The sequence below is a fragment of the Cupriavidus sp. 96C5-1 genome, assembly GCF_057798855.1.
Genome location: NZ_JBYOJU010000002.1, coordinates 417,044 through 442,690 on the forward strand (window position 1 = coordinate 417,044; position 25,647 = coordinate 442,690).

The following is a 25,647-nucleotide window of genomic DNA, read 5'->3' on the forward strand; positions in this document are numbered from 1 at the left end:
CGTCGATATCAGAGTGCCACCCCCGGCTTCCTGCCGGCGACGTGCCGGACCGATTCGATAAAGCGCTGGATGCGGGGCGAGCGGCGCGCCGCCAGGTACGAAAACTCGATATCCACGCCCTCCGCCAGGTCGGCCAACGCAACGAACGCCACGGTCGGCGGACTGTGCAGCCGCGCACTGGCCGGCACCAGTGCACACCCCATGCCGGCAGCGACCAGTCCCAGGATGGTCGGGGTGTCGGTTCCGATCTGGACGACATGCGGCGCAAATCCGGCTCTCGCGCACGCGGCCATCAGGAGGCTGTGCTGCGCGCCGGACCTTTCCCGGTCGAACCAGACAAAGTGTTCGCCGGCGACGTCGGCAAGCCGGCGTGGGCGCGTTGCCTGCGTCGAGGCCTGCGCCGGCAACGCCAGCACGAAAGTCTCCCGGTACAGGGTGATGCCGCTCAGGGTGGCATCGTCCGGCGTACGCCATGCCATGATGCCGCCATCGAGCTCCTCGCTCCGGATGGCCTGCGCCTGCGGCAATGACAACAGCGGCTCGATGGACAGCAGGATTTCCGGGTTCCGCTCCCGAAAGTGCTGGAGGATCTCCAGCGTGACCGGCGAGGCCAGGTAGCTCGGCATGATGCCGAGCTTGAACGTGCCGGTCTGCCCCTGCGCGATGCGATGGGCGCGATCGCGCGCCCTCTGCAGCTCCTGCAGCGATTGCTTTGCATCCTGCAGGAAACTCAGGCCTGCATCGGTCAGTTGCACGCCTTTGGCATGACGCTCGAACAGCCGGATCCCGATGCTGCCTTCGAGATCCTGGATCTGTCGCGACAAGGCCGGTTGCGTGATGTTAAGCGCCCGGGAAGCCGCGATGATGCTGCCTTCTTCCGCCGCGGCTATGAAATATCGCAAGTGCCGGGTTTCAATATGGCTCATTCGCTCCTGATCCTACAAGTCGTAAAACGTAGTTAAGCATCGGTACTTCCCGTCCAGCATGCCGGTACCGGCCAGAGGCCGTTCCCCCGAGGGCGGCGCGCAATGCATGGATGGCGACGGAGGCACCGGCAGGCACTAGCCGCCAGCCGTCGATCGCCGGCCATCCTGATCGGCTACAGCCCATTTCTGCAGAAGCAGCGATAGACGGCAGGGACGCCCCGGGGCGTGAACTGGCGTCGGAGCGCTGTCATGCCATTCAGGGCTTCATAGGAATTTTCTCATAAAAATCCCGGCGTCTTCTGGCTGGATCCATGCTGGGGATGTCAATGAATTCTATTTGTGTTTCTTTGTTTTTTCAGGTTTTTATTGACTTCTATATATATAAATTTCCATTCAGTATTCAAGACAAATCTCATTGATAATTTTGTTTTTTGCTATTCATATAGTTTTATGTAATTGATTTATGTGTTTTGTATGCTTTTAGGTAATGTTTTTGTGTTGAGTTGTAGGTGGCGATTTGATGCCGCGCGTAAGTGAATTTGTATAGATAAAAAACATTGAAATCAGATGTAAATATAACTTTAAGTAATTGCATTGGCGTGGGGCGGTTCCGTGCGGATGAGGGTAGGCTGCCGAAGGCGGTGGGCGGCAGCAACCAGCATGGGGTGGGCGAATCGTGGGGTGAGCCTGGTGCGGCTGATCCGGTTGGTGGATTCAGGGTGGATTGTTTAAACTCAATTAATTATTTCGTGCGGAATAGAACCAGAAATTTCTGGGGTTGATTCTGGTTTTTGACCTATATGATTCGGTCACCGTCGAGTGACCTAGGTGTCACTGTGGGTCCGGTCCTGAATGAACCAGGCGTTCAGGGAGTCTGGCAGTAAACGGTACGGTCCCGCAGCCGGTGTGGCAGTTCCATTGCGAACCTGCGTTTAAACCGGGGCATCGCCAATAGATTGGTTCATACCCCAACTACCAACCAAAGAAGGAAATCACATGAAGCGCACTATCCTCGCTCCTCTGGCCGCCACCTGCGTGGCAATGGCCGCCATGGCTCCCTCGCTGTCGCATGCGTTCGATGGCCAGCTTGTCTTCACCGGTTCCATCACGGATGTCAGTTGCACCATCAACGGCCAGCAGCCGGGTGCCGGCAACCGGTACGAAGTGGACCTGGGCCGGGTGGACCCGGCCGTGTTCACGGCGATCGGCACGAAGTCTCCCAACGTGCCCTTCAACCTGGTGCTGGGTGGCGGCACTGCCTGCAAGAATGGTTCGAAGGCCTCCGTCTCGTTCGATACGAGCTCGGGCAATATCGATCCTGCCACCGGCAACCTGATCTTCCAAGGCAACGCGGTGGCGACGGGCGTGCAGCTCATGGTCAGCGACAACGGCAATGGCGCCACCGGCAAGATCGCGCTGAACCAGGCGCAGGCAACCCCGCAGGTGGCCACGATCGCGAACAATGCCGCAACGCTGTCCTTTGTCGCGAACTATGTCCAGACTGCCACCACCGTCAACTCGGGTGCGGCGGATACGTCCATCCGCTACACGATGGCCTACTACTAAACCGAGCCGGATTTAACTACTGGGAATGCCATGACGTCGGTCGCTCGCATCTCTTCCTTCCTTGCTGCAGCCGGCGTCGTGGCGCTTGCCGCCTGCTCCGGCATGGCGCAGGCCGCCATTGTCATACAGGGTACGCGGGTGGTGTTTCCCGCCGATGCCCGCGAGGTTACCTTGAGGCTGAACAACACCGGCGACGCGCCAGTTCTCGTGCAGAACTGGCTGGACGATGGCCGGGAGAATGTTCCGCCCGAGAAGATGAAAGTGCCCTTCACGATCGCGCCGGCGGTCGCCAGGGTGGAGCCCAGCCGGGGTGCGGTGCTGCGTATCGCCTATACGAAGGAGCCGCTGCCGCAGGATCGTGAGTCCGTATTCTGGCTCAATGTGCTGGAGGTGCCCCCAAAGCAGGAGGGGGACAAGAATGTGCTCCGGTTCGCTTTCAGAAGCCGCATCAAGGTGTTTTTTCGCCCAACCGAGCTGACGGAGGTCGATGCCGCCCCCGGCAAGCTCACCTGGAAACTGGCCACCGTGGATGGCCAGGGGACGGGAGGCAAGCCAGCGAAGCAGCTTGCGGTGGAGGTCAGCAACCCCACTCCCTACTACGTTTCCTTCGGCCGGGTGGAAGCCCAACTGGACGGCAAGTCCGTAGCCGCGGGCGGCGGCATGGTCGCCCCGCTCGGCAAGGAAACCTTCGTACTGCCGGAGGCCAGGCCCGGCAACCACGCCAGCGCCTCGGTCCGGTACGAAGTCATCAACGACTACGGCGGCCGCTACACCGAAGAAAAGCCGCTGGCGAATTGAGCGCCGGAAGTACCCCCCCGACTCCTCCCGCCGTGCTGCCGGTACGGCGGCTTCCAGCTTCCGCAGATAGGACAACCGTCGGTATATGCAATCCTCAGTACGCCTTGTTCGACGCCCTGGCCCGCCCGGCGGCAACGTTGTGGCCTTGGCGCCGGCTTCCCGGCTGGAGCGCCTTGCGCCACGCCTGATCGGCGCCGTGGCGGCGCTCGCGATGTCGCCGGTGGCGTGGGCCGCGGCAACCGCGGTGGCGGGGCAGGGCTCGGGATCGCGCCAGTCCATCGATATCGGCGCGCAGATCGGCGAGAGCCTGGCGCAGGAAAACAAGCCGGCGCAGGAGCGCGGCGCGGAGCATGCCCCGTCGCCCGGCAGCGAGCCTGAGCCGAAGCTGCTGGCCGCCCTGGACAGCAAGCGGGTGGTCTTCGACTCCTACATGCTGGCGCAGGGCCCCGAAGGCCTCACGATCGACACCAGCCGCTTCGAGCGGCCCGATATCGTCGCGCCGGGCAGGTATCGCGTTGAACTGCACGTCAACGGCAACTGGCGCGGCACCGAGGACATGGAGTTCAGGCCGGTTGCGGGCAAGGAAAGCGCGCAGGCCTGCTATGACCGCGATCTGCTCGTGCGGGCGGGTGTCGACCTGGCCAGGAGCGCACGTGGCCAGGATCCCGATAGGCCGCCCAACCCGCTGCCGCAGGGGCTGGTCTGCGACGATATCGGGCGCTATGTGCCCGGCGCCGAGCTCAAGTTCGACCAGGCGGAGCAGCGGGTCTATCTCTCCGTGCCGCAATACTACCTGCGGCTGACCACGTCGAAGAACTATGTCGATCCGCAGAGTTGGGACAGTGGCGTCCCGGCCATGCTGCTCAACTACAACACCAATATATTCACCACCGAGAGCCAGGGACGCAACGCCACCCAGGCCTATGCGGGCCTGAACCTGGGGGCGAATCTGGGGCCGCTGCGCCTGCGCCACAACGGCGCGCTCACGTGGTCGCCGCAGAGCGGCAGCCGCTACCAGCGCGGCTACATCTACGCGCAGACCGATCTGCCCGCGCTGCGCTCGCAACTGCTGGTTGGCGAGAGTTCGACCAGCGGCGAGCTGTTCGATGCGGTTTCCTTTCGCGGCGCGCAGATCTTCAGCGACGACCGCATGCTGCCCGAAGCGCAGCGCTACTACGCGCCGGTGGTGCGCGGCACCGCCAGCTCGAACGCCAGGGTTTCGGTCCATCAGCGCGGCTACCTGGTCTACGAGACCACCGTGGCGCCGGGGCCGTTCGAGATCGATGACCTGCAGGTGGCCAGCTACGGCGGCGACCTGCAGGTCACCGTGACGGAGGCCAATGGCGCCGCGCGTGTTTTCGTGGTGCCCTTCGCCACCACGGTGCAACTGCTGCGGCCCGGCGTCACGCGCTATAGCGTGACCGCGGGCAAGGCCAGCGATCTGTCGCTGCGAGGCAGCGGACAGTACATCGTCCAGGGCACGCTGCATCACGGCATCAACAATATGGTGACCGGCTACGGTGGCGTGGCCGTCGCCAGCAACTATATGTCCGGGCTGCTGGGCGGGGCGCTCAACACGTCCTTCGGCGGCTTCGGCGCCGACGTCACCTGGGCCAGGGCCACCGTGCCGAACGGCGACAGCCTGCGCGGCGCCAGCTTCCGTGTTTCGTACAGCAAGAACCTGCCCAATAGCGGCACCAACTTCTCGCTGCTGGCGTACCGCTATTCCACGGGCGGTTTTCTTGGGCTGCGCGACGCGCTGATGCTGCATGATGCAGTCGAACGCGGCGCAACCACCGATTCCTTTGCGCGCATGCGCAGCAGGGTGGATGCCAACATCAGCCAGCAGCTCGGCGCGAGCGGCGGCAGCATCTACCTCAACGGCTCCTCGCTCCAATACTGGAACCAGCGCGGCCGGGCGCTCAGCTTCACGCTGGGCTATAGCAACCAGTGGCGCGGCAACACCTATTCCCTGTCGGTGCAGCGGGTGCAGAACGCGGCGTCCGGCGGAGCCCTGTTCGGCGGCGCCAGCAGCGCCAACAGCACGCTGGTCAGCCTCAACCTGTCGATTCCGCTGGGGAAGTCGGCGCGCGGCGCTCCCGTCCTGAACACCTTCGCCACGCACGACGACCGTTCCGGCACCCAGGTCTCCACCGGCGTGTCGGGGCGCCTCGACGAAGGCGGCAAGGGCTCCTACTCGCTCTCCGGCACCTACGACGACCGGCGCCACGCCACCTCGGGCAACGCCAGCATCAACTACCGCCTGCCCGAGGTCACGCTGGGCGCCAGCATCGGCCAGGGGCAGGGCTATCGCCAGGCTTCGGCCAGCGCGCAGGGTGGCCTGGTCATGCACCCGGGCGGCATTTCCATGGCGCAGACCCTGAGCGAAACCATCGGCGTGGCCCATGTGGCGGATGCGCCGGGCGCCCAGGTCGGCTACGGCGGCGCCCGCGTGGGCCGGAGCGGCTACGCGGTCGTTCCCAGCCTGACGCCTTACCAGTTGAACAGCATCGATGTCGATCCCAGGGGCATGCCGGAGGACGTCGAGCTGAAAGTGACTTCGCGCAGCGTTGCGCCGCGCGCCGGCGCGGTGGTGATGCTCACCTACGAAACGCGCAGGGCCCGCCCCGTACTCATCAACAGCCGTATGCCCAACGGCGAGCTGCTGCCTTTCGCCGCCGCCGCCATCGATGCCGAAAGCGGCATGGCGATCGGCGCCGTGGGCCAGGGCAGCCGCCTGGTGGTGCGCAGCGAAAAGGACAGCGGCACGATCCGCGTCGAATGGGGCAGGAAGCCCGAAGAGCGCTGCGCGATCGACTACACCCTGCCGGCGCGCGCCGAGGGCAAACGCAGCGGTTACGAGATGCTGGATCTGGAGTGCCGTCCGCTGCCGGACGGTGGCGTGAACAGCAAGAAGCTGGCGGGGCGTCCGTGAGGTTGAACGTGCCCGCAGCGGTGCTGGACGGCAGCGATGCGGCAGCCCCATTCAATCCGGCCAGCATGCCCGATCAAGGGGGGCCGGGCAGCATGATCGATCCGATCAGCCCGGGCCGGATCCGTCGCGGGCCGCATTGCGCCCGGCCATGGCACGGCGCGGTGCTCGCGCTGGCCTTCCTGCTGGTCCTGGCGCCGGCCGGGGTGCAGGCTGCGCTGTCGATCATCGGCACCCGCTTCATCTACCCCGCCGATGCGCCGGAGCTGAACGTGAGGCTGCGCAATGCCGGCGCCAGCCCGATCCTGGTCCAGGCGTGGCTGGACCAGGGCGACGCCAATGCCGATCCGGCGACGCTGAACGTGCCCTTCATCCTGTCGCCGCCGCTGCTCAGGCTGGACCCCGAGCGCAAGACCGTGCTCCGGCTGCGCTACACCGGCGAGCCGCTCCCGGGCGATCGCGAGTCGGTGTTCTGGATCAATCTCCTGGAGGTGCCGCCGCTGGCCGAGGACAGCACCTATCTGCTGCGCCTCTCCTACCGTACGCGCATGAAGCTGCTGTTCCGGCCGGCGGGCTTGCCTGGCAATGCCGACGAAGCCGCCGGCCGGGTGACATGGGCGTTCGGCCCCGAAGGGAAGGAGGGCGGTGCCGTCCTGGTAGCGACCAACCCCACGCCTTACCACGTCTCGCTGGCGCGTCTGGAGATCCGGCGCGGCGTCGCGTCGGTGGCGCTGGACGGCCAGACCATCGCGCCGCTCGGCGTCACGCGGATCGCGCTGAGCGGCTTGAAGGGCGGCGCCGGGGACGAGGCGGTGATCCGCTACGAAGCCGCCAGGGATAGCGGCGAACTGGTTGTCGGGAATGCGCCAGTGGCAAGGTAGCGCCCGCGCGGGGACCGGCATTTTCTACGAGGGAAGACCTGGGTTTTCCAGGTTGTGGGCGGCGCATGCGCATCGCATGGGCCGGCCGTGAAATACATGTGATGGCGATGGAAAGAAATCAAATGACGGGCGGCGGCGAAACCTTTGTCGATGCCGATGTACGAGTTTGCCCGGCCGTTGCCGGGCGGGCCGTGCGGCGCGGCGCGGCGCTGCGCGCCTGCGGCGTCGGCCTGATGCTGCTGCTGCCGGCAGCGGGGCAGGCGCAGGTGCCTGGCGTGCCGAATGTGCCGAATGTGCCCAGGGCCGGACAGACCATGCGCGATCTGGAGACCGTGCGTCCGGAATTGCCCGCGCCGTCCGGCCTGGAGCTGGATTTGCCTAAAGCGGACGATCGCGCCGCGCCGGCCGCGCCCGAGGCGCCGGGGATACGCCTGAAGGTGCGGGGCTTTCGCATCGACGGGAACCAGGTATTCGACCCGGCGCAATTGCTGCCCCTGCTGGCCGACCTGAACGGCAGCGAACAGGACCTTGCCGGCCTGCGCGCGGCGGCGGACCGCATCACGGCGTATTACCACGAGCATGGCTATCTGCTGGCGCGCGCCTTCCTGCCGCAGCAGGATATCGAGGACGGCATGGTCCGGCTCGAAGTCGTGGAAGGCAGGTATGGACAGATCGCCTTGCAGAACGGGTCGCGTGTGTTCGACGGCGTGCTGCGCCAGCCCCTGTCGCGGCTCAAGAGCGGCGCGGCGGTCCATGGCGGGGAGCTGGAGAGCCGCCTGCTGCTGCTGAACGACATGCCCGGCATCGGGATCAAAGGCACCCTGCAGGCTGGCTCGGAGCCCGGTACCACCGACCTGCTGATAGAGGCGGAGCCCGGTCCGCTGGCCGGCGGCAGCGTGGAGGCGGACAACTACGGCGGCTTCTACACCGGCGAATACCGCCTGGGCGGCAGCGTCTACCTCAACAACCCGTTGCGGCTGGGAGACCAGTTGAACCTGCGCGTGCTCGGCAGCGACAAGCGGCAGCGCTACTACCGCGCCGGCTACCAGTTGCCGGTCGGGCCCTGGTCCACGCGCGTGGGCGTGTCGTACTCCGAGATGGGCTATCACCTCGGCAAGGATTTCTCGGTGCTGAAAGCACACGGCCGCGCCGGCATCCGCAGCGTTTTCGTCGCGCAGCCGCTGCTGCGCAGCCGTGCCTTCAACCTGAGCGCGCAACTGCAATACGACGACAAGCGGCTGCGCGACGAGATGGATCTGTTCGAAACCAGCGTGAGCAAGCGCGTGGGACTGTGGACCGCCGGCGTGAACGGCAACAGCCAGGACAGCTTGTTCGGTGGCGGGCAGACCGTGTTCTCGGCGAGCTACAGCACGGGACGGCTGCGCATCGGCGATCCGCTGACGGAACTCATCGACCGGATCAGCGCGCGGGCCGGCGGCAGCTTCAGCAAGCTGAACCTGAACGCGGCGCGCCTGCAGCAGCTGGGCAACCGCTTGCAGCTCTATGCCCAGGTCAATGCGCAATGGGCCGCCGGCAACCTCGACGGTTCGGAGAAGTTCGGCATGGGCGGGCCCAATGGCGTGCGCGCCTATGCGCTGGGCGCAGGCAGCGGCGACCAGGGCTGGCAGGCCAGCCTGGAGCTGCGCTACGCGGTGGCGCCCGGCTGGCAACTGAGCGCCTTCGTGGACAAGAGCGTGGTGGATATCAACAAGCAGCCCTGGACCAGGGAGCGCAACACGCGCCGGCTGACGGGCGCGGGCGTCGGTGGCGCCTGGGTGGGGCAGGGGCATCAGATCAGCCTGGCGCTGGCCTGGCCCGTGGGCCAGCGCGATCAAAGCGGGGGGCCGGTGCGCAGCCCCAGGTTCTGGGTTCAGGGCGCGCAGTACTTCTGAGCGCGCCGTGAGCCGTGTCGGTGCAGTACCCGTGCTGCCGGGATCCCAGCAGTTTTTTATATAACGTGGAATGAGGTCAATATGAACAAGAGCTACGCACTGGTCTGGAACCAGGCCCAGGAATGCTGGAACGTCGCCAGCGAAGGGACTCGCCGCCGCGGCAAGTCGGCCGGCGCCCGGCGCGTGATTGCCGCCGCCGTGGCGCTGCTGGGGCTGGGGGCGCTGGCGCCGGCGCATGCATTGCCGACAGGCCAAGAGATCGTGGCGGGCAGCGGCAACATCGCGCTCTTCAACAACAACCAGGGCATGTCGATCAACCAGTCGAGCGACAAGCTGATCATCAACTGGAGCACTTTTAACGTTGGCGGCAGAGAGAGGGTCATTTTCAACCAGCCCGGCAGCAATTCGGTTGCGCTCAACCGCGTCCTCAACGGGGGCGCCAGCGATATCCAGGGCCAGATCGATGCCAACGGCCGCGTGTTCCTGGTCAACCCCAACGGGATCGTGTTCGGGAACACTGCCCAGGTCAACGTGGGTGGCCTGGTGGCCTCGACGGCGGACATCAGCAACGCGGATTTCAACAGCGGGAACTACCGCTTTGCCGGCGGCGGGGGCTCGTTCGTAAACAATGCCGGCCGGATCACCGCCGGGCCGGGCGGCAGCGTGGCGCTGCTGGGCAGGACGGTCAGCAACACCGGCCTGATCGAGGCCAGGATGGGCCGGGTGGCGCTGGGCGCCGGCAATGACTTCACCGTGAGCTTCGACGCCGGCAACCTGCTCAACCTGCGGGTAAACGGCGGCGTGGTGGGCGCAATGGTGGAAAACGGCGGCCTGCTCAAGGCGGACGGCGGCCAGGTGCTGATGACGGCCCAGGCGGCCGGCAGCGTGCAGCACGCCGTGGTGAACAATAGGGGCGTGATCGAGGCCAAGACCCTGCAGGGCAATGCCGGCAGGATCACGCTGGACGGCGGCGGCGCCGGCGTGGTGCGCGTGGGCGGCAGCCTGAACGCCAGCGCCATGACCGGCCCCGGCAATGGCGGCACCATCGAGACCCGGGGCGCCGACGTGCAGGTGCATCTGGGCACCCAGGTCAATACCCAGGCCAACAACGGGCAGACCGGCACCTGGAAGCTCAGCGCGCTGGATGTCAACGTCAACCAGACCGCCGCCGGCGGCGCGAGCACCCTGCTTGGCGACACGCTCTCGCGCAACCTGGGCACCACCAATATCGAACTGGCCAGCACCGTCGGCAATCTCTCGGTCAACGCGCCCATCACCTGGAACAGCGGCAACCGGCTGACCCTGGCCTCGGCTGGCGACATCAACGTGAACGGCGCGCTGACCGCCACCGGCGTCAACGCCGGCGTGGCCATGGACGCCGCCAGCGATATCAACCTGAACGACAAGGTCACGCTCAGCGGGGCCGGCAACAGCCTGGCGCTGAACCATGGCGGCGCGCTGAACCTGAACAACGGCGCGGTGGTCACGCTGTCCGGGACGGGCGCGTCGTACAGGTCGAACGGCTTTGCCTATAACGTGATCCAGAACCTCGCGCAGTTGCAGGCCATCAACGACAATCTGGGCGGCTACTATGTGCTGGGCAACCGGATCAACGGCGGCAGCCTGAGGTCGATCGGCGGCGACTACGGCACGTTCTCCGGCATCTTCGACGGCCTGGGCAACACCATGAGCAACCTCTCGGTGACCAGCACCGGGCTTTTCTCCGGCCTGTTCGCGGCATCGTCGGGCCGCATCGGCAACCTCGCCCTGGCCAACCTGTCGGTCAACGCAACGTCGGGTAGCGTCGGCGCCGCGGCGATCGGCGGGCTGGTCGGGCAGAACGCCGGCACCATCTCCAACGTCACTGCCACTGGTATACGCCTCAGCAGCAACACCGGGGGCGCCCATGTGATGGGCGGCCTGGTGGGCCGCAACCTTGAAGGCGCCACCATCGACCGCGCCTCGGTGAGCCTCACCAATCTGAGCGGCAACAGCCTGCTCCAGTCGCTCGGCGGCCTGGTAGGCGAGAACGCGGGCCGCGTGACCCGCAGCACGACGGACGTCCAGCTCTCGGGCTATATGCAGCGCACCGCCATGGGCGGCGTGGGCGGCCTGGTCGGGCTGAACACCGGGGACAAAAGCTATATTGCTGATTCGTCCAGCCGCGGCCCCGTCGGCACCTACTATGGCGGCCTGAACGTAGGCGGCCTGGTGGGCTACAACCACGGCGGCGTGATCGAGCGCGTCTTCTCCACCGGCAACACCGGCGCCGCCGGCAATGCCATCGTCGGCGGCCTGGTTGGCCTCAACGACGCCGGCGGCCGCATTGCCGATGCCTACGCCAGCGGCCGCGTGAACGGCAACGGCGCCGTGGCGATCGGCGGCCTGGTGGGCCAGAACAGGAACGGCAGCCTGACCAATGTCAAGGCCAGCGGCGTTGTCACGGATTATGCCGGCATCGATGTGGGCGGCCTGGCCGGCAGCAACGACGGCGGCACCATCCTCGGCGCCGAAGCCACCGGCGCCGTGATCGGCGGCAGCAACAACCGCGTGGGCGGCCTGGTCGGCAGCAACTACAGCGGCACCATCCAGGGTTCGGTGGCGCGGGGCAGGACCGCCGGCGGCGCCAACAGCCACACCGGTGGCCTGGTCGGCTACAACGGCGGCGACCTGGTGGCGGTGGAAGCCAGCGGCGAGGTCTATGCCGGTGCGAACAGCTTTGTCGGCGGCCTGGTCGGCACCAATGTCGCCGGCGGCGACCACGCGATCGTGTCGGGCACGGCCAGCGGCAACGTCAAGGGGGAAAGCCGCAGCGTGGTGGGCGGCCTGGTTGGGCAGAACCAGGGCGTAATCCGCGCTTCGTCGTCCTCCGGCATGGTGAGCGGCGGCAGCTATGCGACGATGGGCGGCCTGGTTGGCCTGAACATGGGCGAGGTCAAGTACTCGAGCACGAGCAGCAGGCTCGGCTTCATACCGAACTATGGCCACGTCTATGGCGGCCTGGTCGGCGTGAACTTCGGCCTGATGGATGGCAACAACGTTTCCGGCTCTGCCGCCCTGGTGCCGCTGGCCGGCCTCAACTACGGCGTCATCCAGTAAGGCGCCCCGGCGTTCCTCCGGCCTGACCGACAGGCCCTGGCATGCCGTGTTGCGGCATGCCAGGGCATCCTGCCGGGCAATGGAGCACAAGGGAAGAGACGCGCAGGTGGCGGGGCCAATCGGGGCCGGGGTATCAGGGCCTCGTTACACCATCTCGAAAGATTGGGAATGCATGGGGATATGGAGAACGGTATGACGATGAATGAATTGCCAGGCGCAGGGCGGTCGGCGATTGCCCGGGGGGCACGCCAATCCGCGTGCCTGTCCCTTGCCATGCTATTGCTATTGCTGGGGCTGGCAAGCGGTAGTGCCCGGGCAGCATTGAAAAACGCCATGGCCATCAGCTGCACGCACCCCAATGCGCAGGAAATCATGCCCTGGACTGTGGTCAATCCCTTGACCAGCAGTACGGCCATTGGCACGGTGCTGATGGAACGGCGCTTCTCAATGACTACCTCTTTCTCACCTATCACGACGACTGAAGCCCACGAACTGGTCACAGGCGCACACTGGGTGGTGGGGTTTGGGCCTGCCATCGGCGCCGACGGCGTTGCCCCAACGAATATTGACGGCATCGGTTTCAAGTGGGAAGCGCTATCGCCGGACGGTGTCAATCGGCCCCTCACCAAGCAGACCGACCCGCTCGCTGTCAAGAAGATGGATGTCTACTATGACACCAATGGCCCGGCAGGGCCGGGAGCCGCCGTCACAAGCTACAAGCAGTTTCTGATCCTGACCCGGGACCCGAACACGCTCGGCCCGGGCGAGATCAAGGTGACCAGTATCGGCGGCGGCCTCCAGGTGAGGATCTACACGGTGGACTTTCCGACATCGGCCGGGGTGAGCCTGGGCAGTACGTTTGTCGTGCCCAACTCGGGCCAGGGATGCCGAGGGTTCCTTACCTTCGACAGCACGGGCATCATCAATATCATCGGCGGCCCTCCGCCAGTGATCCCGAAAAAATGCGACGTGGTGGCCAACCAGATCATTCCGGTCGATCTGGGGCGCGTTCCCCTCAGCCAGTTCAAGGCGCTCGGCGACACTTCGCCGCCGAAGCACTTCGAAATCGCCCTGAGCAATTGCGCGGTCAACGCCAAGCCCATGATCAGCTTCCGGGACAAGGCCTCGCCCCCCAACGCGGACAAGACGGTATTGCGGCTCAGCGCGCCGGCCGGACAAAGCGTGGCCCAGGGGTTCGGCATCATCATGACGCGCGAGGACGGCACCCGGGAGCGCATCGCCTATGGCGATCCCGGCGCCGCCAGGAAGTATGAGATGACGCTCGACAAGCCCGGCAGGAGCGCGAAGCTTCCGCTGTCGGCGCAATACCTCCGCACCGGCAGCGACGCCGAGCTGAAGGCGGGCTATGCGGGCGGCTCCGCCGAGTTCACATTCACCTTCCCCTAGCCGTCGCGGTGAGAGCGCCGTGGCTATGCCTGAAAAGTATGAGGTATCCACTTTTGAGGCATTTGACGGCATAGAGGCCCGGCTTCTACCATGCGGGATCACTCACGCCGCAATCCAGGACGCTCCCCATGGCCAACGCCGATATCGCTCTCCCAGACACTTCGCACACGGCATCGCGCGACCTTCCCCATGGGAGCCTGCACATCGTCACGCCGCTGCTGCGCTCCACTTCCTACTCGGCACGGCTGGGGCGCCCGGTGTGGTTCAAGATGGAAGCGCTCCAGCCGCCGGGCTCGTTCAAGGCGCGCGGCATCGGCCACGCCTGCCGGACCTACAAGGAGCGCGGCGCAAAGCACCTGGTCTGCTCTTCCGGCGGCAATGCCGGCATCGCCGTGGCCTATAGCGGGCGCCTTCTCGGCGTGCCGGTGACGGTGGTCGTGCCGGAAACCACATCGGCCGCCGCGCGCGAGCGCATCGCGCTGGAAGGCGCGGAACTCGTCGTGCACGGGCGCGCGTGGAGCGAGGCGAACGACTACGCGCTCTCGCTGGTGAAGCCGGACCATGCCTTCGTCCATCCCTTCGACGATCCCCTGCTGTGGGAAGGCCACGCGACCATGATCGACGAGGTTGCCGCCGCCGGCGTCAAGCCAGGCGCGGTGGTGCTGTCGGTGGGGGGCGGCGGCCTGCTGTGCGGCGTTCTTGCCGGGCTGCACCGGAACGGCTGGGGCGACGTGCCCGTGATCGCGGCCGAGACGGTTGGCGCGGCGTGCTACGCCGCGTCGCTGGCGGCCGGTGTGCCGGTGGATCTGCCGGCCGTCACCAGCATCGCCACTTCGCTGGGGGCGCGGCGGCCTTGCGACCAGGCGGTGGCGTGGTCCAGGCGGCATCCGATCGTCAGCCAGGTGGTCTCGGACAAGGCAGCCGTGGGCGCGAGCCTGCGCTTCCTGGCGGAGCACCGGATCGTGGTGGAGCCGGCGTGCGGCGCGGCGCTGGCCGCGCTGGAGCAGGCGCCGGCCGTGGCGCCGCCGGCATCGGATGTGCTGGTCATCGTTTGCGGCGGCGTGGGCGCGACCGTGGAACAGTTGCAGGCCTGGGACCGCGCATCCTGATGCTGCGGGGGGCACGTCCAGCGCATGCCGCCGCGGAAATCGGAAGTGAAAATTCCGACTGAAAACCAGACGTTTAATTCATCACAGGAATGGTTCGCGGTGACTACACTGTGAACCTGTACCGCGCTTCACGGCGCCGGTGCAGATAAAAGGCGAAACAGACGACATGCGGGACGCAGATCCGCCTATCCCGCTCCACTGCAAGTGGAAAGTGCCGCCCCATTCTGGAAAGAAAGCAGCAATCATGAATAAGAAGCTCTTCACGACCCTTGTTTCCGCAGCAGCCTTCGGCCTCTGCGTACTGGCCTCCTCCCAAGCCAATGCAACGGGTCCGAAAGATAGCACCAACGCCGGCGACAAATACGGCTACAACCTGCACAACGGCAAGCGCGACCCGTTCACCGACGGCGCCCGCATCGGCGACCCGCGCAGCCCGTTCACCGACGGCGCACGCGTCAACGACCGCCGCGACCCGTTCTCGGACGGCGCGCATGGCGCAGCGGGTTCCACGCTGGACCTCGCCGGCCGTGACCTGACCGGTGTGTCGGCGCCTCCCGCGCATGGCGCGCAAACGGACAGCCAGGCCAACGCCTGATCCTGCTCCGCCGGCCTGGCCTCGGGTTCCCTCGCCCGTGGCCGGGCCGGCAGATCTCCCGCTTCACCACGCAACGCCATCCAGTTACACCTCTCCCATGATTTCCACGAAAAAAATCGCGCTGGCGCTGTTGAGCGTCACGGCGCTTGCTTCCTCGGTGCCTGCATTCGCCGGTCCGGACTGGACCGTCATCGAGCGCGCACGCGCGCAAAAGCAGGCGCAGGCAAAGACGCAGGCGCAGACGCCCTGCGCGCTGAAGAACGATCAGGCGGCTTCGGCGCCTGGCGCCGACAGCAAGGCGAACTGAGTTGGCGGCCCCGCGCACGGCGCCGGGGTGTCGGGAGGGAGTGGGGCGCGGCAATGCGCAGAACAACCCGCCCGGCAGCCGTGGTAGCCATCAGGCGGGAAGAGAAGCGTGCGGCTATTTGTGTCCTTCCGGAGCCAGCACAATGACCATCCACGACACGCCGAAGCGGTCGGCGACCATGCCGAAACGGGGCGAATAGAACGTTTCGCCAAGCGGCATCAGGACCTGGCCGCCGTCGGCCAGCGCGTTGAATATGCGATCTGCGGCAGCGACATCGGGCGCTGTCACCGAAAGCGAGAAGCCCTGGAAGTTGGGCTTGCCCTGGCACCGGCCATCGGACAGCATGACCGTGGTCTCGCCGATCCGCATGGCCATATGCATGATCTTTTCCTCGGTGCCCGCCGCGGGGGCACAGGCACCCTCGGGCGGGGGAGATTGCGGCGGCGGCGCCTCCTTGAAGCGCATCAGCATGGTCACTTCGGCGTTCAGCGCCCGCTTGTAGAACTCGGCCGCTTCCTCGCAGCGGCCTTCAAAGAACAAATAAGGCTGGACTAGCATCTTGTCTCCTTCAGGCATTCTGGGTTGAGGGGGCAGTCTGAGGCTCCTGAAACGCTTTCGGGCTACAGGCTGCCGTGTGTCCCCGGCTGTCCGTGAGCCGGCGGAAACATTGTGTACACTGTCCACTACCATAGTAAAGAAAACGGATGCTGTCCACACGGAGGCGTAATGGCAGGGGGCAAGCACACTTCCTGTGCCGCAATCGAGGCCGCAGCCGGGGTGGCCGGGCCAGTGGAACCGGATGACCCGGACCGGATGAACCTGTCGGCTGCGGCATCACTGGCAGCCGGGCCGCCGGCGCGCAGCACCTACCGCCATGGCGACCTGCGGCGCGCATTGCTGGATGCCGGCATGGACCTTGCGCGCGACGGCGGCCCGGATGCGGTCGTGCTGCGCGAGGCCACCCGGCGTGCCGGCGTGGTGCCAAACGCCGCGTACCGGCATTTCGCCAGCCGCATGGATCTACTGCAGGCCGTCCGCTTTGCCGCGCTATCGGCGCTGGCAACGGCCATCGAAGCCGATTTGGCGGAACTGGACGACACCGCGCCGCCTGCCGATTTCGCGCGCGCCAGCTTGCGCGCGGTCGGTACCGGCTACATGCGTTTCGCATTGGCCGAGCCGGGGCTGTTCCGCACGGCGTTCTCGGTGCCGGACGAACTGCAAGGCGTGCCGGTCCCGGCCAAGGCCGGGGACAACGGGCTGAATCCGTTCCAACTGCTCGGGATGGCACTGGACCGCATGGCGGCGGCCGGCGTATTGCCGGCCGAGCGGCGTCCCGGCGCCGAGTATCTTGCGTGGTCCGGTGTGCATGGGCTGTCCATGCTGGTGATCGACGGTCCGCTGCGCGGCCTGGATGGCACCCTGGCGCACTCGCTCGGGCAACGCTTGCTGGATATGGTGGAAAGAGGCCTGTAGCTTCGGCGCGGGCCATGCTCTTCCATGGTAGCGACGAGGTGGACGTGCCTGGCTCTCGTTCCCACCAGGGGCGCGATCTGATCCGGGGCTATTGAGCTATGATCGGATCTGGTGTACACATTAAGATGCCCTATTTCCAGTGACACGTCAGTGACCCCTTTGTATTACGCAGGGTGGAGTGGGCCATCTCTCTCCTTTGGCGTGCGCGCGATGTCGGCCAGGCAGGGCGGCAGCGTGGCGGCGCTGTAAGGAATTCCATCATTCGCCCGGTCTCCATTGCAGACACGAATGCCTACCACTACCTGCAGCGCTCATGGAAAGCAGTCCGATCCGCCGCCTTGCCCGCGCGCAGAGGCAACTGAGTCTCGCGCTGTTCGGCGTCATTCCATTGGCGCTGATGCTGGCCGGCACCCTTTGCTGGGGCATGCTCCGCATCGTTGAAGACCAGGAAGAACTGATCGCCATCCACTTTTCCGAAATCACTGGCGATATCAGGGAACAGGAAGCTTTCCTGATGCGCCTGCGCGCGCGAGTCCAGGGCCTGCACCCCGACGACGACTCCGGCGATGTAAAGCTGCGGCGCATCGATTCGAGCGAGCGTCCCGGCGTGATGCTGTTCGAGGCGCGCGTACCGCGCTCGTCGGCCATGTTCAGCGTTGCCTGCGGGAGCGCGACGGGCTGTCCTCTGCAAGACCGGGCCGTGCTCCGCCTGGGTTCCATTTTCTCCGACTACTACAGCGCGTACTGGGCCGTATCCCGCTACCCTCCGGCGGATGTCTTCCTGGTTGCGGCGCATGCCGATGCCAGCGCCGGCATGCAGGCGTTCAGCGCGGTTCAGGAGAGCCGGCCGATTTCCCGCGACGCGTACGGCATGGTGTTCTCGATGGTCGCGCAGCATGCCGGCACGCCCTCGGGCGGGCGCGATGCTGCGTCGGGAGCGCTCAGGTGGCTTCGCGCAGATCCGTCGGACGGAGGCCAGGGCAAGATGCTGGCCGTCCTGCCGATCGACGCATCGGCGACGATGCCGCGAGCGCCGGTCTTCCCGAACGGCAGCCTCTACGCTGTCGCGTTGCTAAGCCCGGATAGGGTCGCCAATATTGGGAGTTTTCCTAAAGCGCCCAACTACGACGATTTCTGGCTGGAAGACAAGGCACGCATCACCATGGTGGGCAAGACGCCGACGCCCGCATCGAAGGCGGATGGCGTCACCTATGCCGCCGACGGCCTGTACTTCCGGCTCCGTGATCCGAGTGGCTCGTGGCTGGCGCTATACCGCATCGGCTATCCGACCCTCTTCCGCCATAACAAGGGCCTGCCTGTCACCCTGGCACTGCTGGCGCTACTCGGGCTGAGCGGTGGCTTGTCCTTTTTTCGCTGGTACCACCGGCGCGTGGTGGTGCCGGCGCGCCGTTTGCACGACAGGCTGGAGGAGAGCGAATCATTCAGCCGTGCCCTCGTCGAAACCGCGCCCGTGGCGCTGTGCGTCTGCAATCGCGCGGACGGCACGACGCTGTTCGGCAACCACCTGGCCAGGCAATGGCTGGGCCTGGATGCGTCCCAGAGCCTGCAGTCCGTGCTCGATAGTCCCGCCCAGCTCACGCAGGTGCTTGCAGCAACCCTGCCCGGGGCTATCGAGGAAATCCGGGGCAATGGCAGCAGGCCGCTCTCCCTGACTTTCGCGCCAACCCGCTACGATGGAAGCACCGTAGTCCTGTGCGCGTTCGCCGATATCAGCGCGCGCAAGGAAATCGAGCGGTCCCTGATCAAGCGAAAGCAGGACGCAGCCAATGCGAACGAAGCCAAGACCGCCTTCCTGGCCACGATGAGCCACGAAATCCGGACACCGTTATATGGCGTCATGGGTGCGCTGGAGTTGCTCGATCTCACCAGCCTCGGTACCGCGCAACGGCAGTACGTGCAGACTATCCGGAATTCGTCGGAAGTCCTGATGCAGATCATCAGCGACGTGCTGGATATCGCCAAGATCGAAGCGCGTCAGCTGTCGGTCGAGTCGGACGATTTCTGCCTGCTGTCGCTGGTGGCGGCGACAGTCAGCCGCTACGCCGCGAGCGCCGAGCAAAAAGGCTTGCTGCTGTACGCCTGCGTGGCGCCCGATCTGCCTGAACACCTGCGCGGCGATACAATGCGGATTCAGCAGATACTGAACAATCTCCTGAGCAACGCCATCAAATTCACCGAATCCGGTCACGTGATTCTTCGTGTCCGGCAAGTGACGGCTGATCGCGAAGATACGATGCTCCTGTTCCAGGTGGTGGACACAGGGGTCGGGATAGCGCGGGAACGTCAGGCGGAACTCTTTGCGCCGTTCTATCAGATAAACAGCAAGATGCATACGGTAAGCGGCGCCGGATTGGGTTTGTCCATCTGCATGCGGCTGGCAAAGCAGATGCACGGGGACATCCGCGTGGTCAGCGATCCTGGCCTGGGAAGCAGCTTTTCGCTGGTGCTGCCGCTGTCGAGCGCCCTGGCGCAGATGCCGTCGCCAGCGCTCGTGCTGACAGGGGAGCCCGTCCATGTGCGATCCCCCAGCAAGGAACTGACCGACAATGTGTGCGCATGGCTGAAGCGCTGGGGTGCATCCATCCGCACGGAGGACGATCTCCCCGGCGATACGGCGCGCCATGCGACCCTGGTGGACATGCTTGTCTCCTACCCGGTTCCCGAGGGCTGGAACGGTAATTACCTGTTTGCCACGAACCAGCCTGTCGTGGCCGACGCGGCCACATTCGGGGAGCATGGCCACCTGAATGCGCACAGCATGCGTGCAATCGGGCGCGCCATCGCCCAGGCCGGGGCGGGTGTGCCGGCGTCGGATGGGGGGGCTGCCCAACTGCTCGCCAATGGCATGCATCTTCGGGTCCTGGTGGCCGAGGACAACCCGATCAACGGTACCATCCTGAGGGAGCAGCTCGAACAGATCGGCTGCAACGTCGTTCTTGCATGCGACGGCGTGGACGCGCTGGCCCGATGGCACCCCGACCTGTTCGATGTCGTGATCACCGACGTCAACATGCCCAGGGCAAATGGCTACGAGTTTGCCGAAGCGCTGAGGCAGCAAGGCTATGACGGCCCCATTATCGGGATCACCGCCAATGCGATGCGCGAAGAGGAGCAGCGCTGCATGGATGCGGGCATGACGTCCTGGCTGGTCAAGCCATTCGACCTGGGGGCGCTCCGGTCCCATCTCAATCTCCCGCCAGCGTCCATCCGGCAAACGGTGGAAGCCGTCCCGGCGTCTCCGGCCAGTGCTGACGAGGCCGAGATCGTGCCGCTAAGGTTCCGCAGCGTGTTTTCCGAGACCATGCGCGGAGATCTCGCGGCGCTCCATCGGGCGATAGCGAATTCGTCCGCCGCCGGTGCGCTCGATACATTGCATCGTATCCGCGGCGCATTGGCTACCGTAAAATTGTTCAGGCTGGTGAAATGCTGCGAAGCCCTGGAAGAAGGTATTCGCGGCGAGGGCCTTCAACAAAGACAGAAGGCAGGCATAGCGCTGGTTGCCTCGCAGATCGAGGCTATTCTTGCTGGATTTTGATAATCAACCAAGCGGCGACTTCTCTTTACCCGATTTTCGAACTCCATGAAAAAAACCAAAATCATCTTAGCGGACGATCATCCCCTGGTGCTCATGGGCATACGCGAAGTCATTGAACAGGATCGGCATTTCGAGGTGGTTGGCTCCGCCTCGGGTCCATCGGACCTGATCGCCAAGATTCCCGCTGCCCAACCGGATATCATCGTCACCGACTATGCCATGCCCGGCGATCAGACGTTCGGCGACGGCCTCAAGCTTGTTGAATACCTGATCAGAACGTTTCCCGGCGTAAAGCTGCTGGTGCTCACCATGCTCACCAACCCGATCATCGTATCCGCCTTGTACGATGCGGGCGTGCACGGCGTGGTGTTCAAGGGCGACTCGCACAACGACATCCTCGCCGCCCTGGTCGCGATCCGGAGTAGCCGAAAATACACGCCGGCCTCCTTCCGGGAGTCTCTGCGCGAGAGTGCGGGCGCGGAATCCATTGGCGAACGACTCACGACGTTGTCGCCAAGGGAATATGAAGTGCTTCGCCATTTCGTTGGCGGCGAATCGGTTCAGGATATCGCCAAGCGCTTCAATCGCAGTATCAAGACCGTTAGCGGCCACAAGGTCTCGGCAATGCAGAAGCTCGGTGTCACAACTGACCAGCAGCTCGTTGCCTTCTGCATTGCCACCGAACTCTTCCAGTAGCAGGGCGCCAGTGGGGGGCTCCCGCCGGTCTTGGCAGGAATGAAGTTCTTCGCCGATCTGCGGGGAGAGCGAAGGTAACATGTCAGCCGAGCGTGGTCCTCTCGGCTTGTCTTGCCGGAAGACCGCTAGCCGTTCAACTTCGACGACGCGAAATTCGCAAACGCCGTCATCTCGTCCCGGTGGCGCAGGAGTCGCTCCGATCCGCCGAACTTGCCGAAGAGGCGTGCATGGGCGGAATGCGGTTCAGGCTGTGGCGACGACGTCTATCCGCAGTGCTTCCCCACCGGCCGCGATCGCGAGCAGGCGGTCGACGTTCGGGTGCGCACCCGGACGGTTGCGCGCGTCGACCGTATGCTCTGCGAACACCGCGAGACCGTGCTCGGCCGCATTGGCGTCCAGCGTGCCGAATGCTTGCTGGAGATAGAAGTACACCGCCAGGGAGCCCTGCTTGCCCGGCTTGTTCTCGATGCTTGCTACCACGGCGCCTTTGCCATCGACCAGATCGATGCGATCGATACCGTCGATAGCAGGCAGTTGCGCGAGGTTATCGTTGAATACGTTGCTCGTTTGAATCACTTAAGACACTCCGTTCTTTCGGAAAATTGCTTGGCGGGCCGTATCTTATCCGATCCGGTGCTGGACGCCGGCGAGCGCGCCGGCAATGCGTTGCCGGAAGGCGACGCGTCTACTCGTGCCGCGATTGCGCCTGGCCCGGTGGACCTGACGGACGCCACAATCGCCACCATGGACGCCGGTGACGAGCCCAAAAAAATACCCAGGCTGCCCGCAAAGGCCGCTTGGGTAGGTGAATGTCCGGGCAGGATGGGTCAGGCTCAAGCCGGAATCGGGATCAACGAATCGGGATCAACGAATCGGGATCAACATCAGTCGGGATCAACATCAGTCGGGATTGCTGATGCCGGCAACTGCAAGATCGCCCGAGACCGCGGAGGGCCGTATGCGTTTCGGCGAGGGCGTCGGCAATGCGCCTGGTTTCCGGTGCTCCCCGAGCACGTCCAGCCGGTAGCCGTGCGAGTAGATCACCGAGACCAGCACGCCGTTCGCGGTGCCGAGGGCCAGCGTCCGGCGCATGCGCGATACCAGGCCAGCCAGTGCGCGCGACAACGGTTGCAATTCATGTCCCCAGACGGCGCTCTCGATATCGGCGATGGACACCGCACGGCCCGCGTTCGAGAACAGCAGTACGGTCAGGCGGAACTCCTTGGGGGTCAGAGGAATACGCTTGCCGCGCAGGATCGCATGGCGGGTGACACAGTCTATCTCGTAAGGCCCTGCCTCGATCACCAGTCCCTTCCTGAAGCGGCCGCACGCAACGCGCCGGCTCAAGGCCAGGATCCGTGCCTGCAGCTCGCGGAAGTTGACCGGCTTGGTGATGTAGTCGTCGGCGCCGGCTTCCAGGGCCTCGACGAGCTCATCTTCGCCTCCGGCATCGGCCAGCACCATGATGGGCATATCCCATGCCCAGCGCACCATCCGGACGATGTCGATTGACGGCATGTCAGTGTGCGTGCGATCGATCAGCAGGAGGTCATAGCTCGCGCGACCGACATCGCGGATCAGCTCGCGCCCGGCGTCGAAGATGCGGCAGTTGAATCCCGCGGACAACAACATTTCGCGCAGGACCTGCACCCGGGCGGCTTGCCCTGTCAGCAGCGCGATATTCAGTGAGGCATTCATGCGGCAACAGATGGAAGGACTGACGGATACGGCGGCAATTGCCGATGCGGGAAGCATGGTGCACCTGCCTTTCTGCGTCTACCAGATAAGTCTTGAAGATTTGTTTAGATGATTTGATGAATCATTGTGTAAATGAAAATACAATATTTAAAATTGGTTCGTTGTTTTTAATTGGGGGGAATGAGGAGGGTGATGGCTGTCGGTAGAAGTTATCCCTGATTGGGGCGGTGCTCGCCGAATGCCAGCGGTGCCATCAGCGTCAGCGGCTCCCCGGGCGTATCGTCGGAATGGGGCATCGAGCATCGCCGAAGCGGAGCGCCGGCGCCGATTTCCAGGTACCTCCCTTCACGTCCCGGAGCGCGGTGCGGCCGCCGAAGAATTCAGATTAGTCTGATAGACGGCCCGGCAGATCAAATGAGACTATCGGTCATAGTGATTGTCGGCGGGGCGGCACCTCCGGCGTGGAAGGCGTGCCGGTGGCGCTGGCCGGCAGGTGGACTGCCTGCGGGGCGCGCCTGATCGCCAGCGGCTCGGGCGGCAGCGCTCACGCCTGACGTCCCATCCTTGGGTTCCTACGTATGAGGAGTGATATGAACCACATCGTGAAATTAATCGACACGCTCGCGCTTTGCATACCGCAACTCGATTCGAAGCCGCTGCTTGCCGGCGCGCCGGCAAGCGCCGACCAGGGGGAGATCCTGGGATGGCTGGCTGACCACCTTGAGCAGCAAGGGCTGCTGGTCTATGAGGAGTGGAAAGAGTACTTCGGAGAACTACCGGCGCTACGCCCGCTTTCCGGGATCGACTTCTCCGCGTATGACAGTACTTTCGTCGTTGGGCTGGTAGAGCACATCGACTGGGAAGAAGTGGACCCGGAGCTCACCTATACGCTGCCGTATGAGATGCCGTACTTGGAATATATCAACGGCTTCCTTCGGGATCATGGTTTGCGACTGGTGGATCTGCTTCCCTTCGAGAATGCGTACATTCTCTGCGTGAAGGACGACGAGACGCTGCTCGAACAGCTCAGCCAATGCCTCAAGCCATTCGATATGGACATCGACGTGCGCGAGGCGATGGATGCGCAGCAAGCGAAAGAACATGTTGAAAAGCTGCTCACCTCGTGAGCGTTGCCTCCATGCACGATCCCATTTCGTTCGATTGGAAAGCGCCCCTGTACGACGTGCTCGGGGTATTGCGACACGCATGAACAAACATGGCTTGCGATGCGTTGTACTGGGCGTGTGCACTTTTGCGATGACTGAACAGGCTCAAAGGCTGTCGATAAATTCAGTTTGCCCTGGAAATTCCCGAGCAGTGTCTATGCCGGCGCTAGCATTGGCGTAGACGCACACACGGCAGCGGGAAACAGGCCGGGGATTCAAGTTCGAGGATGACGAGATAGTGGATTATGTTCGCGCGCTGGTCGTGGCGGGAGCCAACCAAAGGGATGCGAATTCTCATGACCTCGATGCCTGGAAGACCCTGGAAAAGGTCAAGGGGGGAACTGTTGAGGTTCAAGGATGAAAAAGCCGCCCGTCGGCGAGAGGACGAAGCTCGCCTGGAGGCCGTAAAGCCCGAAGATCGTGACAGGGTGCTGTCAGGCATGCGAGAGGACTGGTATCCGGATGGGTTGGACCTGTCGCGCGGATCGTTGATGCGGCGCATCGAGCAGGCATTGCCCAAGCCGCCATGCAGGGTCGGTACCGATCCGTGGGGCTATCGCGTACTGATAGTGCAACCCGCATTGCCATGTGCAGGATGACGGGCCAGCTCACATCAGGCAGGGCAGTCCCTTCCAGTTGACTTCCAGCGAGAAGTTCGATGAACGAGTCGACTGCCAGCAAAGCGTCGGACACGCCATTACATAGGAAATCAACCCGGCTTCGCTCTTGCCCGGTGCGCGATACCAAGGAGTTCTCATGGCCAATCGGTCTTACCTCTACAGCCTCAGCAACCGGCCGTCCTCGTACGAGGACCGTCCGGAGACTATCTCCGGATTGTTTTAGCACGTGCCATGACACACAAGCCGGACGAGGCTTGCCTCCAATGGGCCGACTGGTTCAATCACCGCGGCTGCTTGAGCCAAGCGGCAATGTCCTGGGAAACCCGGGAGCGGTTCAATGGAGGTACTTGGAGGCAAGCGGAACGAGCGGATTGTTTACAACATGTACTGGATGGAGGCCACGCCGATGGCACGGAAGCATCTGAGCAAACTTGCTCCTGGAACTGCGGTGATGACTCTTGCCATTGCTTGCGCAATGGCTGGCGCATGGTGGTGGCTTAAAGCGCAGCACAGAGCGTCAGAACCTGTTCAAGTTGCCCAAGCATTTGTGGCCTATCTGAAAGCGGGACAGTTTGCCCAAGCCCATGGACTCACGATGAAAAACCCATACACGGGGCGCACGGTATCTGAGTTGGCAGACATTTCGCGCCGTAACTTATGCCAAGTGCAGGAGGGACGAATCCTATCGACGTTTCCTTTTCAATCCAACGGCAACCGGTTGCGCCGCTGGTTAATGGGCCAAGAGGTTGAGATGTCGCCGATCACGATCGAGTTCGACGGTAATTGTCCTTTCAATGTTACGGTTCGACGCACGCAGTCCAATGAATGGAAAGTTTCCAGCTTTCAGAGCCATGCGGGATAAGGGTACCCCTGCCTGATCCGATACTTCAGGGACGGAGGGCGTTGAGCGACGCAACGGCGCGTGC

At 64.3% G+C, this 25,647-nt stretch carries 19 protein-coding genes; 15 read left to right on the forward strand and 4 right to left on the reverse strand.

From position 1 onward, the window contains the following. Positions 1 to 8 precede the first annotated feature (8 nt). Entirely contained in the window at positions 9 to 926 is a 918-nt protein-coding gene (locus AC3FOF_RS04445; protein WP_488725880.1) for a LysR family transcriptional regulator, read from the reverse strand. Positions 927 to 1,922: 996 nt separating this feature from the next. Between AC3FOF_RS04445 and AC3FOF_RS04450 the strand changes: the two genes are divergently transcribed. The 10 genes from AC3FOF_RS04450 to AC3FOF_RS04495 all read left to right on the forward strand — a co-directional run bounded on the left by AC3FOF_RS04450 (position 1,923) and on the right by AC3FOF_RS04495 (position 15,512). Continuing rightward, positions 1,923 to 2,492 carry a fimbrial protein gene (locus AC3FOF_RS04450; protein WP_488725881.1) on the forward strand — a complete coding sequence of 190 codons (570 nt, stop codon included), beginning with the start codon at positions 1,923 to 1,925 and terminating at the stop codon, positions 2,490 to 2,492. A gap of 30 nt (positions 2,493 to 2,522) precedes the next feature. Then, the gene (locus AC3FOF_RS04455; protein WP_488725882.1) at positions 2,523 to 3,290 is read left to right on the forward strand and encodes a fimbria/pilus periplasmic chaperone; all 768 of its coding nucleotides are present in this window, start codon (positions 2,523 to 2,525) and stop codon (positions 3,288 to 3,290) included. A gap of 85 nt (positions 3,291 to 3,375) precedes the next feature. Next, positions 3,376 to 6,225, forward strand: coding sequence for a fimbria/pilus outer membrane usher protein (locus tag AC3FOF_RS04460; protein WP_488725883.1), 2,850 nt, complete (start codon positions 3,376 to 3,378; stop codon positions 6,223 to 6,225). Beyond that, positions 6,222 to 7,103 (forward strand): fimbria/pilus periplasmic chaperone, encoded by an 882-nt coding sequence (locus AC3FOF_RS04465; protein ID WP_488725884.1) that lies wholly within the window; start codon positions 6,222 to 6,224, stop codon positions 7,101 to 7,103. Before AC3FOF_RS04460 ends, AC3FOF_RS04465 begins: the two co-directional genes overlap by 4 nt. Positions 7,104 to 7,210: 107 nt before the next feature. Next, positions 7,211 to 8,995, forward strand: a complete 1,785-nt coding sequence (locus AC3FOF_RS04470) for a ShlB/FhaC/HecB family hemolysin secretion/activation protein (protein WP_488725885.1) — start codon at positions 7,211 to 7,213, stop codon at positions 8,993 to 8,995. 81 nt (positions 8,996 to 9,076) lie between these two features. After that, on the forward strand, positions 9,077 to 12,094 hold the full coding sequence (locus tag AC3FOF_RS04475) for a two-partner secretion domain-containing protein (RefSeq protein ID WP_488725886.1): 3,018 nt from the start codon (positions 9,077 to 9,079) through the stop codon (positions 12,092 to 12,094). A gap of 192 nt (positions 12,095 to 12,286) precedes the next feature. Continuing rightward, a complete protein-coding gene (locus AC3FOF_RS04480) occupies positions 12,287 to 13,501 on the forward strand; it encodes a fimbrial protein (RefSeq protein ID WP_488725887.1) in 1,215 nt (404 codons plus the stop codon). Between the two features lie 128 nt (positions 13,502 to 13,629). Beyond that, the gene (locus tag AC3FOF_RS04485; RefSeq protein WP_488725888.1) at positions 13,630 to 14,610 is read left to right on the forward strand and encodes a pyridoxal-phosphate dependent enzyme; all 981 of its coding nucleotides are present in this window, start codon (positions 13,630 to 13,632) and stop codon (positions 14,608 to 14,610) included. 244 nt (positions 14,611 to 14,854) lie between these two features. Beyond that, on the forward strand, positions 14,855 to 15,205 hold the full coding sequence (locus AC3FOF_RS04490; protein ID WP_276267602.1) for a hypothetical protein: 351 nt from the start codon (positions 14,855 to 14,857) through the stop codon (positions 15,203 to 15,205). Between the two features lie 97 nt (positions 15,206 to 15,302). Continuing rightward, a complete protein-coding gene (locus AC3FOF_RS04495) occupies positions 15,303 to 15,512 on the forward strand; it encodes a hypothetical protein (RefSeq protein WP_488725889.1) in 210 nt (69 codons plus the stop codon). A gap of 114 nt (positions 15,513 to 15,626) precedes the next feature. Here AC3FOF_RS04495 and AC3FOF_RS04500 read toward each other — a convergent pair whose 3' ends face one another. After that, positions 15,627 to 16,070 (reverse strand): VOC family protein, encoded by a 444-nt coding sequence (locus AC3FOF_RS04500; protein WP_017228310.1) that lies wholly within the window; start codon positions 16,068 to 16,070, stop codon positions 15,627 to 15,629. A 255-nt stretch (positions 16,071 to 16,325) separates the two neighbouring features. On the opposite strand from AC3FOF_RS04500, the gene AC3FOF_RS04505 reads away from it, so the two are divergent. The 3 genes from AC3FOF_RS04505 (at position 16,326) to AC3FOF_RS04515 (ending at position 21,237) form a co-directional block, all read left to right on the forward strand. After that, entirely contained in the window at positions 16,326 to 16,985 is a 660-nt protein-coding gene (locus AC3FOF_RS04505) for a TetR/AcrR family transcriptional regulator (RefSeq protein WP_488725923.1), read from the forward strand. 397 nt (positions 16,986 to 17,382) lie between these two features. Further along, a complete protein-coding gene (locus AC3FOF_RS04510; RefSeq protein WP_488725924.1) occupies positions 17,383 to 20,541 on the forward strand; it encodes a hybrid sensor histidine kinase/response regulator in 3,159 nt (1,052 codons plus the stop codon). Between the two features lie 45 nt (positions 20,542 to 20,586). After that, positions 20,587 to 21,237, forward strand: coding sequence for a response regulator (locus tag AC3FOF_RS04515; RefSeq protein ID WP_017228307.1), 651 nt, complete (start codon positions 20,587 to 20,589; stop codon positions 21,235 to 21,237). Between the two features lie 243 nt (positions 21,238 to 21,480). Here the strand turns inward: AC3FOF_RS04515 and AC3FOF_RS04520 are convergent, their stop codons facing one another. Further along, a complete protein-coding gene (locus tag AC3FOF_RS04520; RefSeq protein ID WP_017228306.1) occupies positions 21,481 to 21,813 on the reverse strand; it encodes a DUF2322 family protein in 333 nt (110 codons plus the stop codon). 324 nt (positions 21,814 to 22,137) lie between these two features. After that, positions 22,138 to 22,935: a response regulator transcription factor gene (locus AC3FOF_RS04525; protein ID WP_488725890.1), complete on the reverse strand. Its 798-nt coding sequence runs from the start codon at positions 22,933 to 22,935 to the stop codon at positions 22,138 to 22,140. 590 nt (positions 22,936 to 23,525) lie between these two features. Here AC3FOF_RS04525 and AC3FOF_RS04530 point away from each other — a divergent pair. After that, positions 23,526 to 24,062 (forward strand): hypothetical protein, encoded by a 537-nt coding sequence (locus tag AC3FOF_RS04530; protein ID WP_488725891.1) that lies wholly within the window; start codon positions 23,526 to 23,528, stop codon positions 24,060 to 24,062. A 996-nt stretch (positions 24,063 to 25,058) separates the two neighbouring features. Next, positions 25,059 to 25,583: a hypothetical protein gene (locus AC3FOF_RS04535; protein WP_488725892.1), complete on the forward strand. Its 525-nt coding sequence runs from the start codon at positions 25,059 to 25,061 to the stop codon at positions 25,581 to 25,583. The last annotated feature ends 64 nt before the right edge of the window (positions 25,584 to 25,647 follow it).

Bases quoted from the DNA above. Each gene is read 5' to 3' on its own strand.
- AC3FOF_RS04530 (WP_488725891.1), top strand. From the start codon at position 23,526: ATGAACCACATCGTGAAATTAATCGACACGCTCGCGCTTTGCATACCG.
- AC3FOF_RS04525 (WP_488725890.1), bottom strand. From the start codon at position 22,935: ATGAATGCCTCACTGAATATCGCGCTGCTGACAGGGCAAGCCGCCCGG.
- AC3FOF_RS04445 (WP_488725880.1), bottom strand. From the start codon at position 926: ATGAGCCATATTGAAACCCGGCACTTGCGATATTTCATAGCCGCGGCG.
- AC3FOF_RS04505 (WP_488725923.1), top strand. From the start codon at position 16,326: ATGAACCTGTCGGCTGCGGCATCACTGGCAGCCGGGCCGCCGGCGCGC.
- AC3FOF_RS04510 (WP_488725924.1), top strand. From the start codon at position 17,383: ATGCTGGCCGGCACCCTTTGCTGGGGCATGCTCCGCATCGTTGAAGAC.
- AC3FOF_RS04495 (WP_488725889.1), top strand. From the start codon at position 15,303: ATGATTTCCACGAAAAAAATCGCGCTGGCGCTGTTGAGCGTCACGGCG.
- AC3FOF_RS04500 (WP_017228310.1), bottom strand. From the start codon at position 16,070: ATGCTAGTCCAGCCTTATTTGTTCTTTGAAGGCCGCTGCGAGGAAGCG.
- AC3FOF_RS04485 (WP_488725888.1), top strand. From the start codon at position 13,630: ATGGCCAACGCCGATATCGCTCTCCCAGACACTTCGCACACGGCATCG.
- AC3FOF_RS04535 (WP_488725892.1), top strand. From the start codon at position 25,059: ATGGAGGTACTTGGAGGCAAGCGGAACGAGCGGATTGTTTACAACATG.
- AC3FOF_RS04490 (WP_276267602.1), top strand. From the start codon at position 14,855: ATGAATAAGAAGCTCTTCACGACCCTTGTTTCCGCAGCAGCCTTCGGC.
- AC3FOF_RS04515 (WP_017228307.1), top strand. From the start codon at position 20,587: ATGAAAAAAACCAAAATCATCTTAGCGGACGATCATCCCCTGGTGCTC.
- AC3FOF_RS04470 (WP_488725885.1), top strand. From the start codon at position 7,211: ATGGAAAGAAATCAAATGACGGGCGGCGGCGAAACCTTTGTCGATGCC.
- AC3FOF_RS04475 (WP_488725886.1), top strand. From the start codon at position 9,077: ATGAACAAGAGCTACGCACTGGTCTGGAACCAGGCCCAGGAATGCTGG.
- AC3FOF_RS04480 (WP_488725887.1), top strand. From the start codon at position 12,287: ATGACGATGAATGAATTGCCAGGCGCAGGGCGGTCGGCGATTGCCCGG.
- AC3FOF_RS04450 (WP_488725881.1), top strand. From the start codon at position 1,923: ATGAAGCGCACTATCCTCGCTCCTCTGGCCGCCACCTGCGTGGCAATG.
- AC3FOF_RS04455 (WP_488725882.1), top strand. From the start codon at position 2,523: ATGACGTCGGTCGCTCGCATCTCTTCCTTCCTTGCTGCAGCCGGCGTC.
- AC3FOF_RS04460 (WP_488725883.1), top strand. From the start codon at position 3,376: ATGCAATCCTCAGTACGCCTTGTTCGACGCCCTGGCCCGCCCGGCGGC.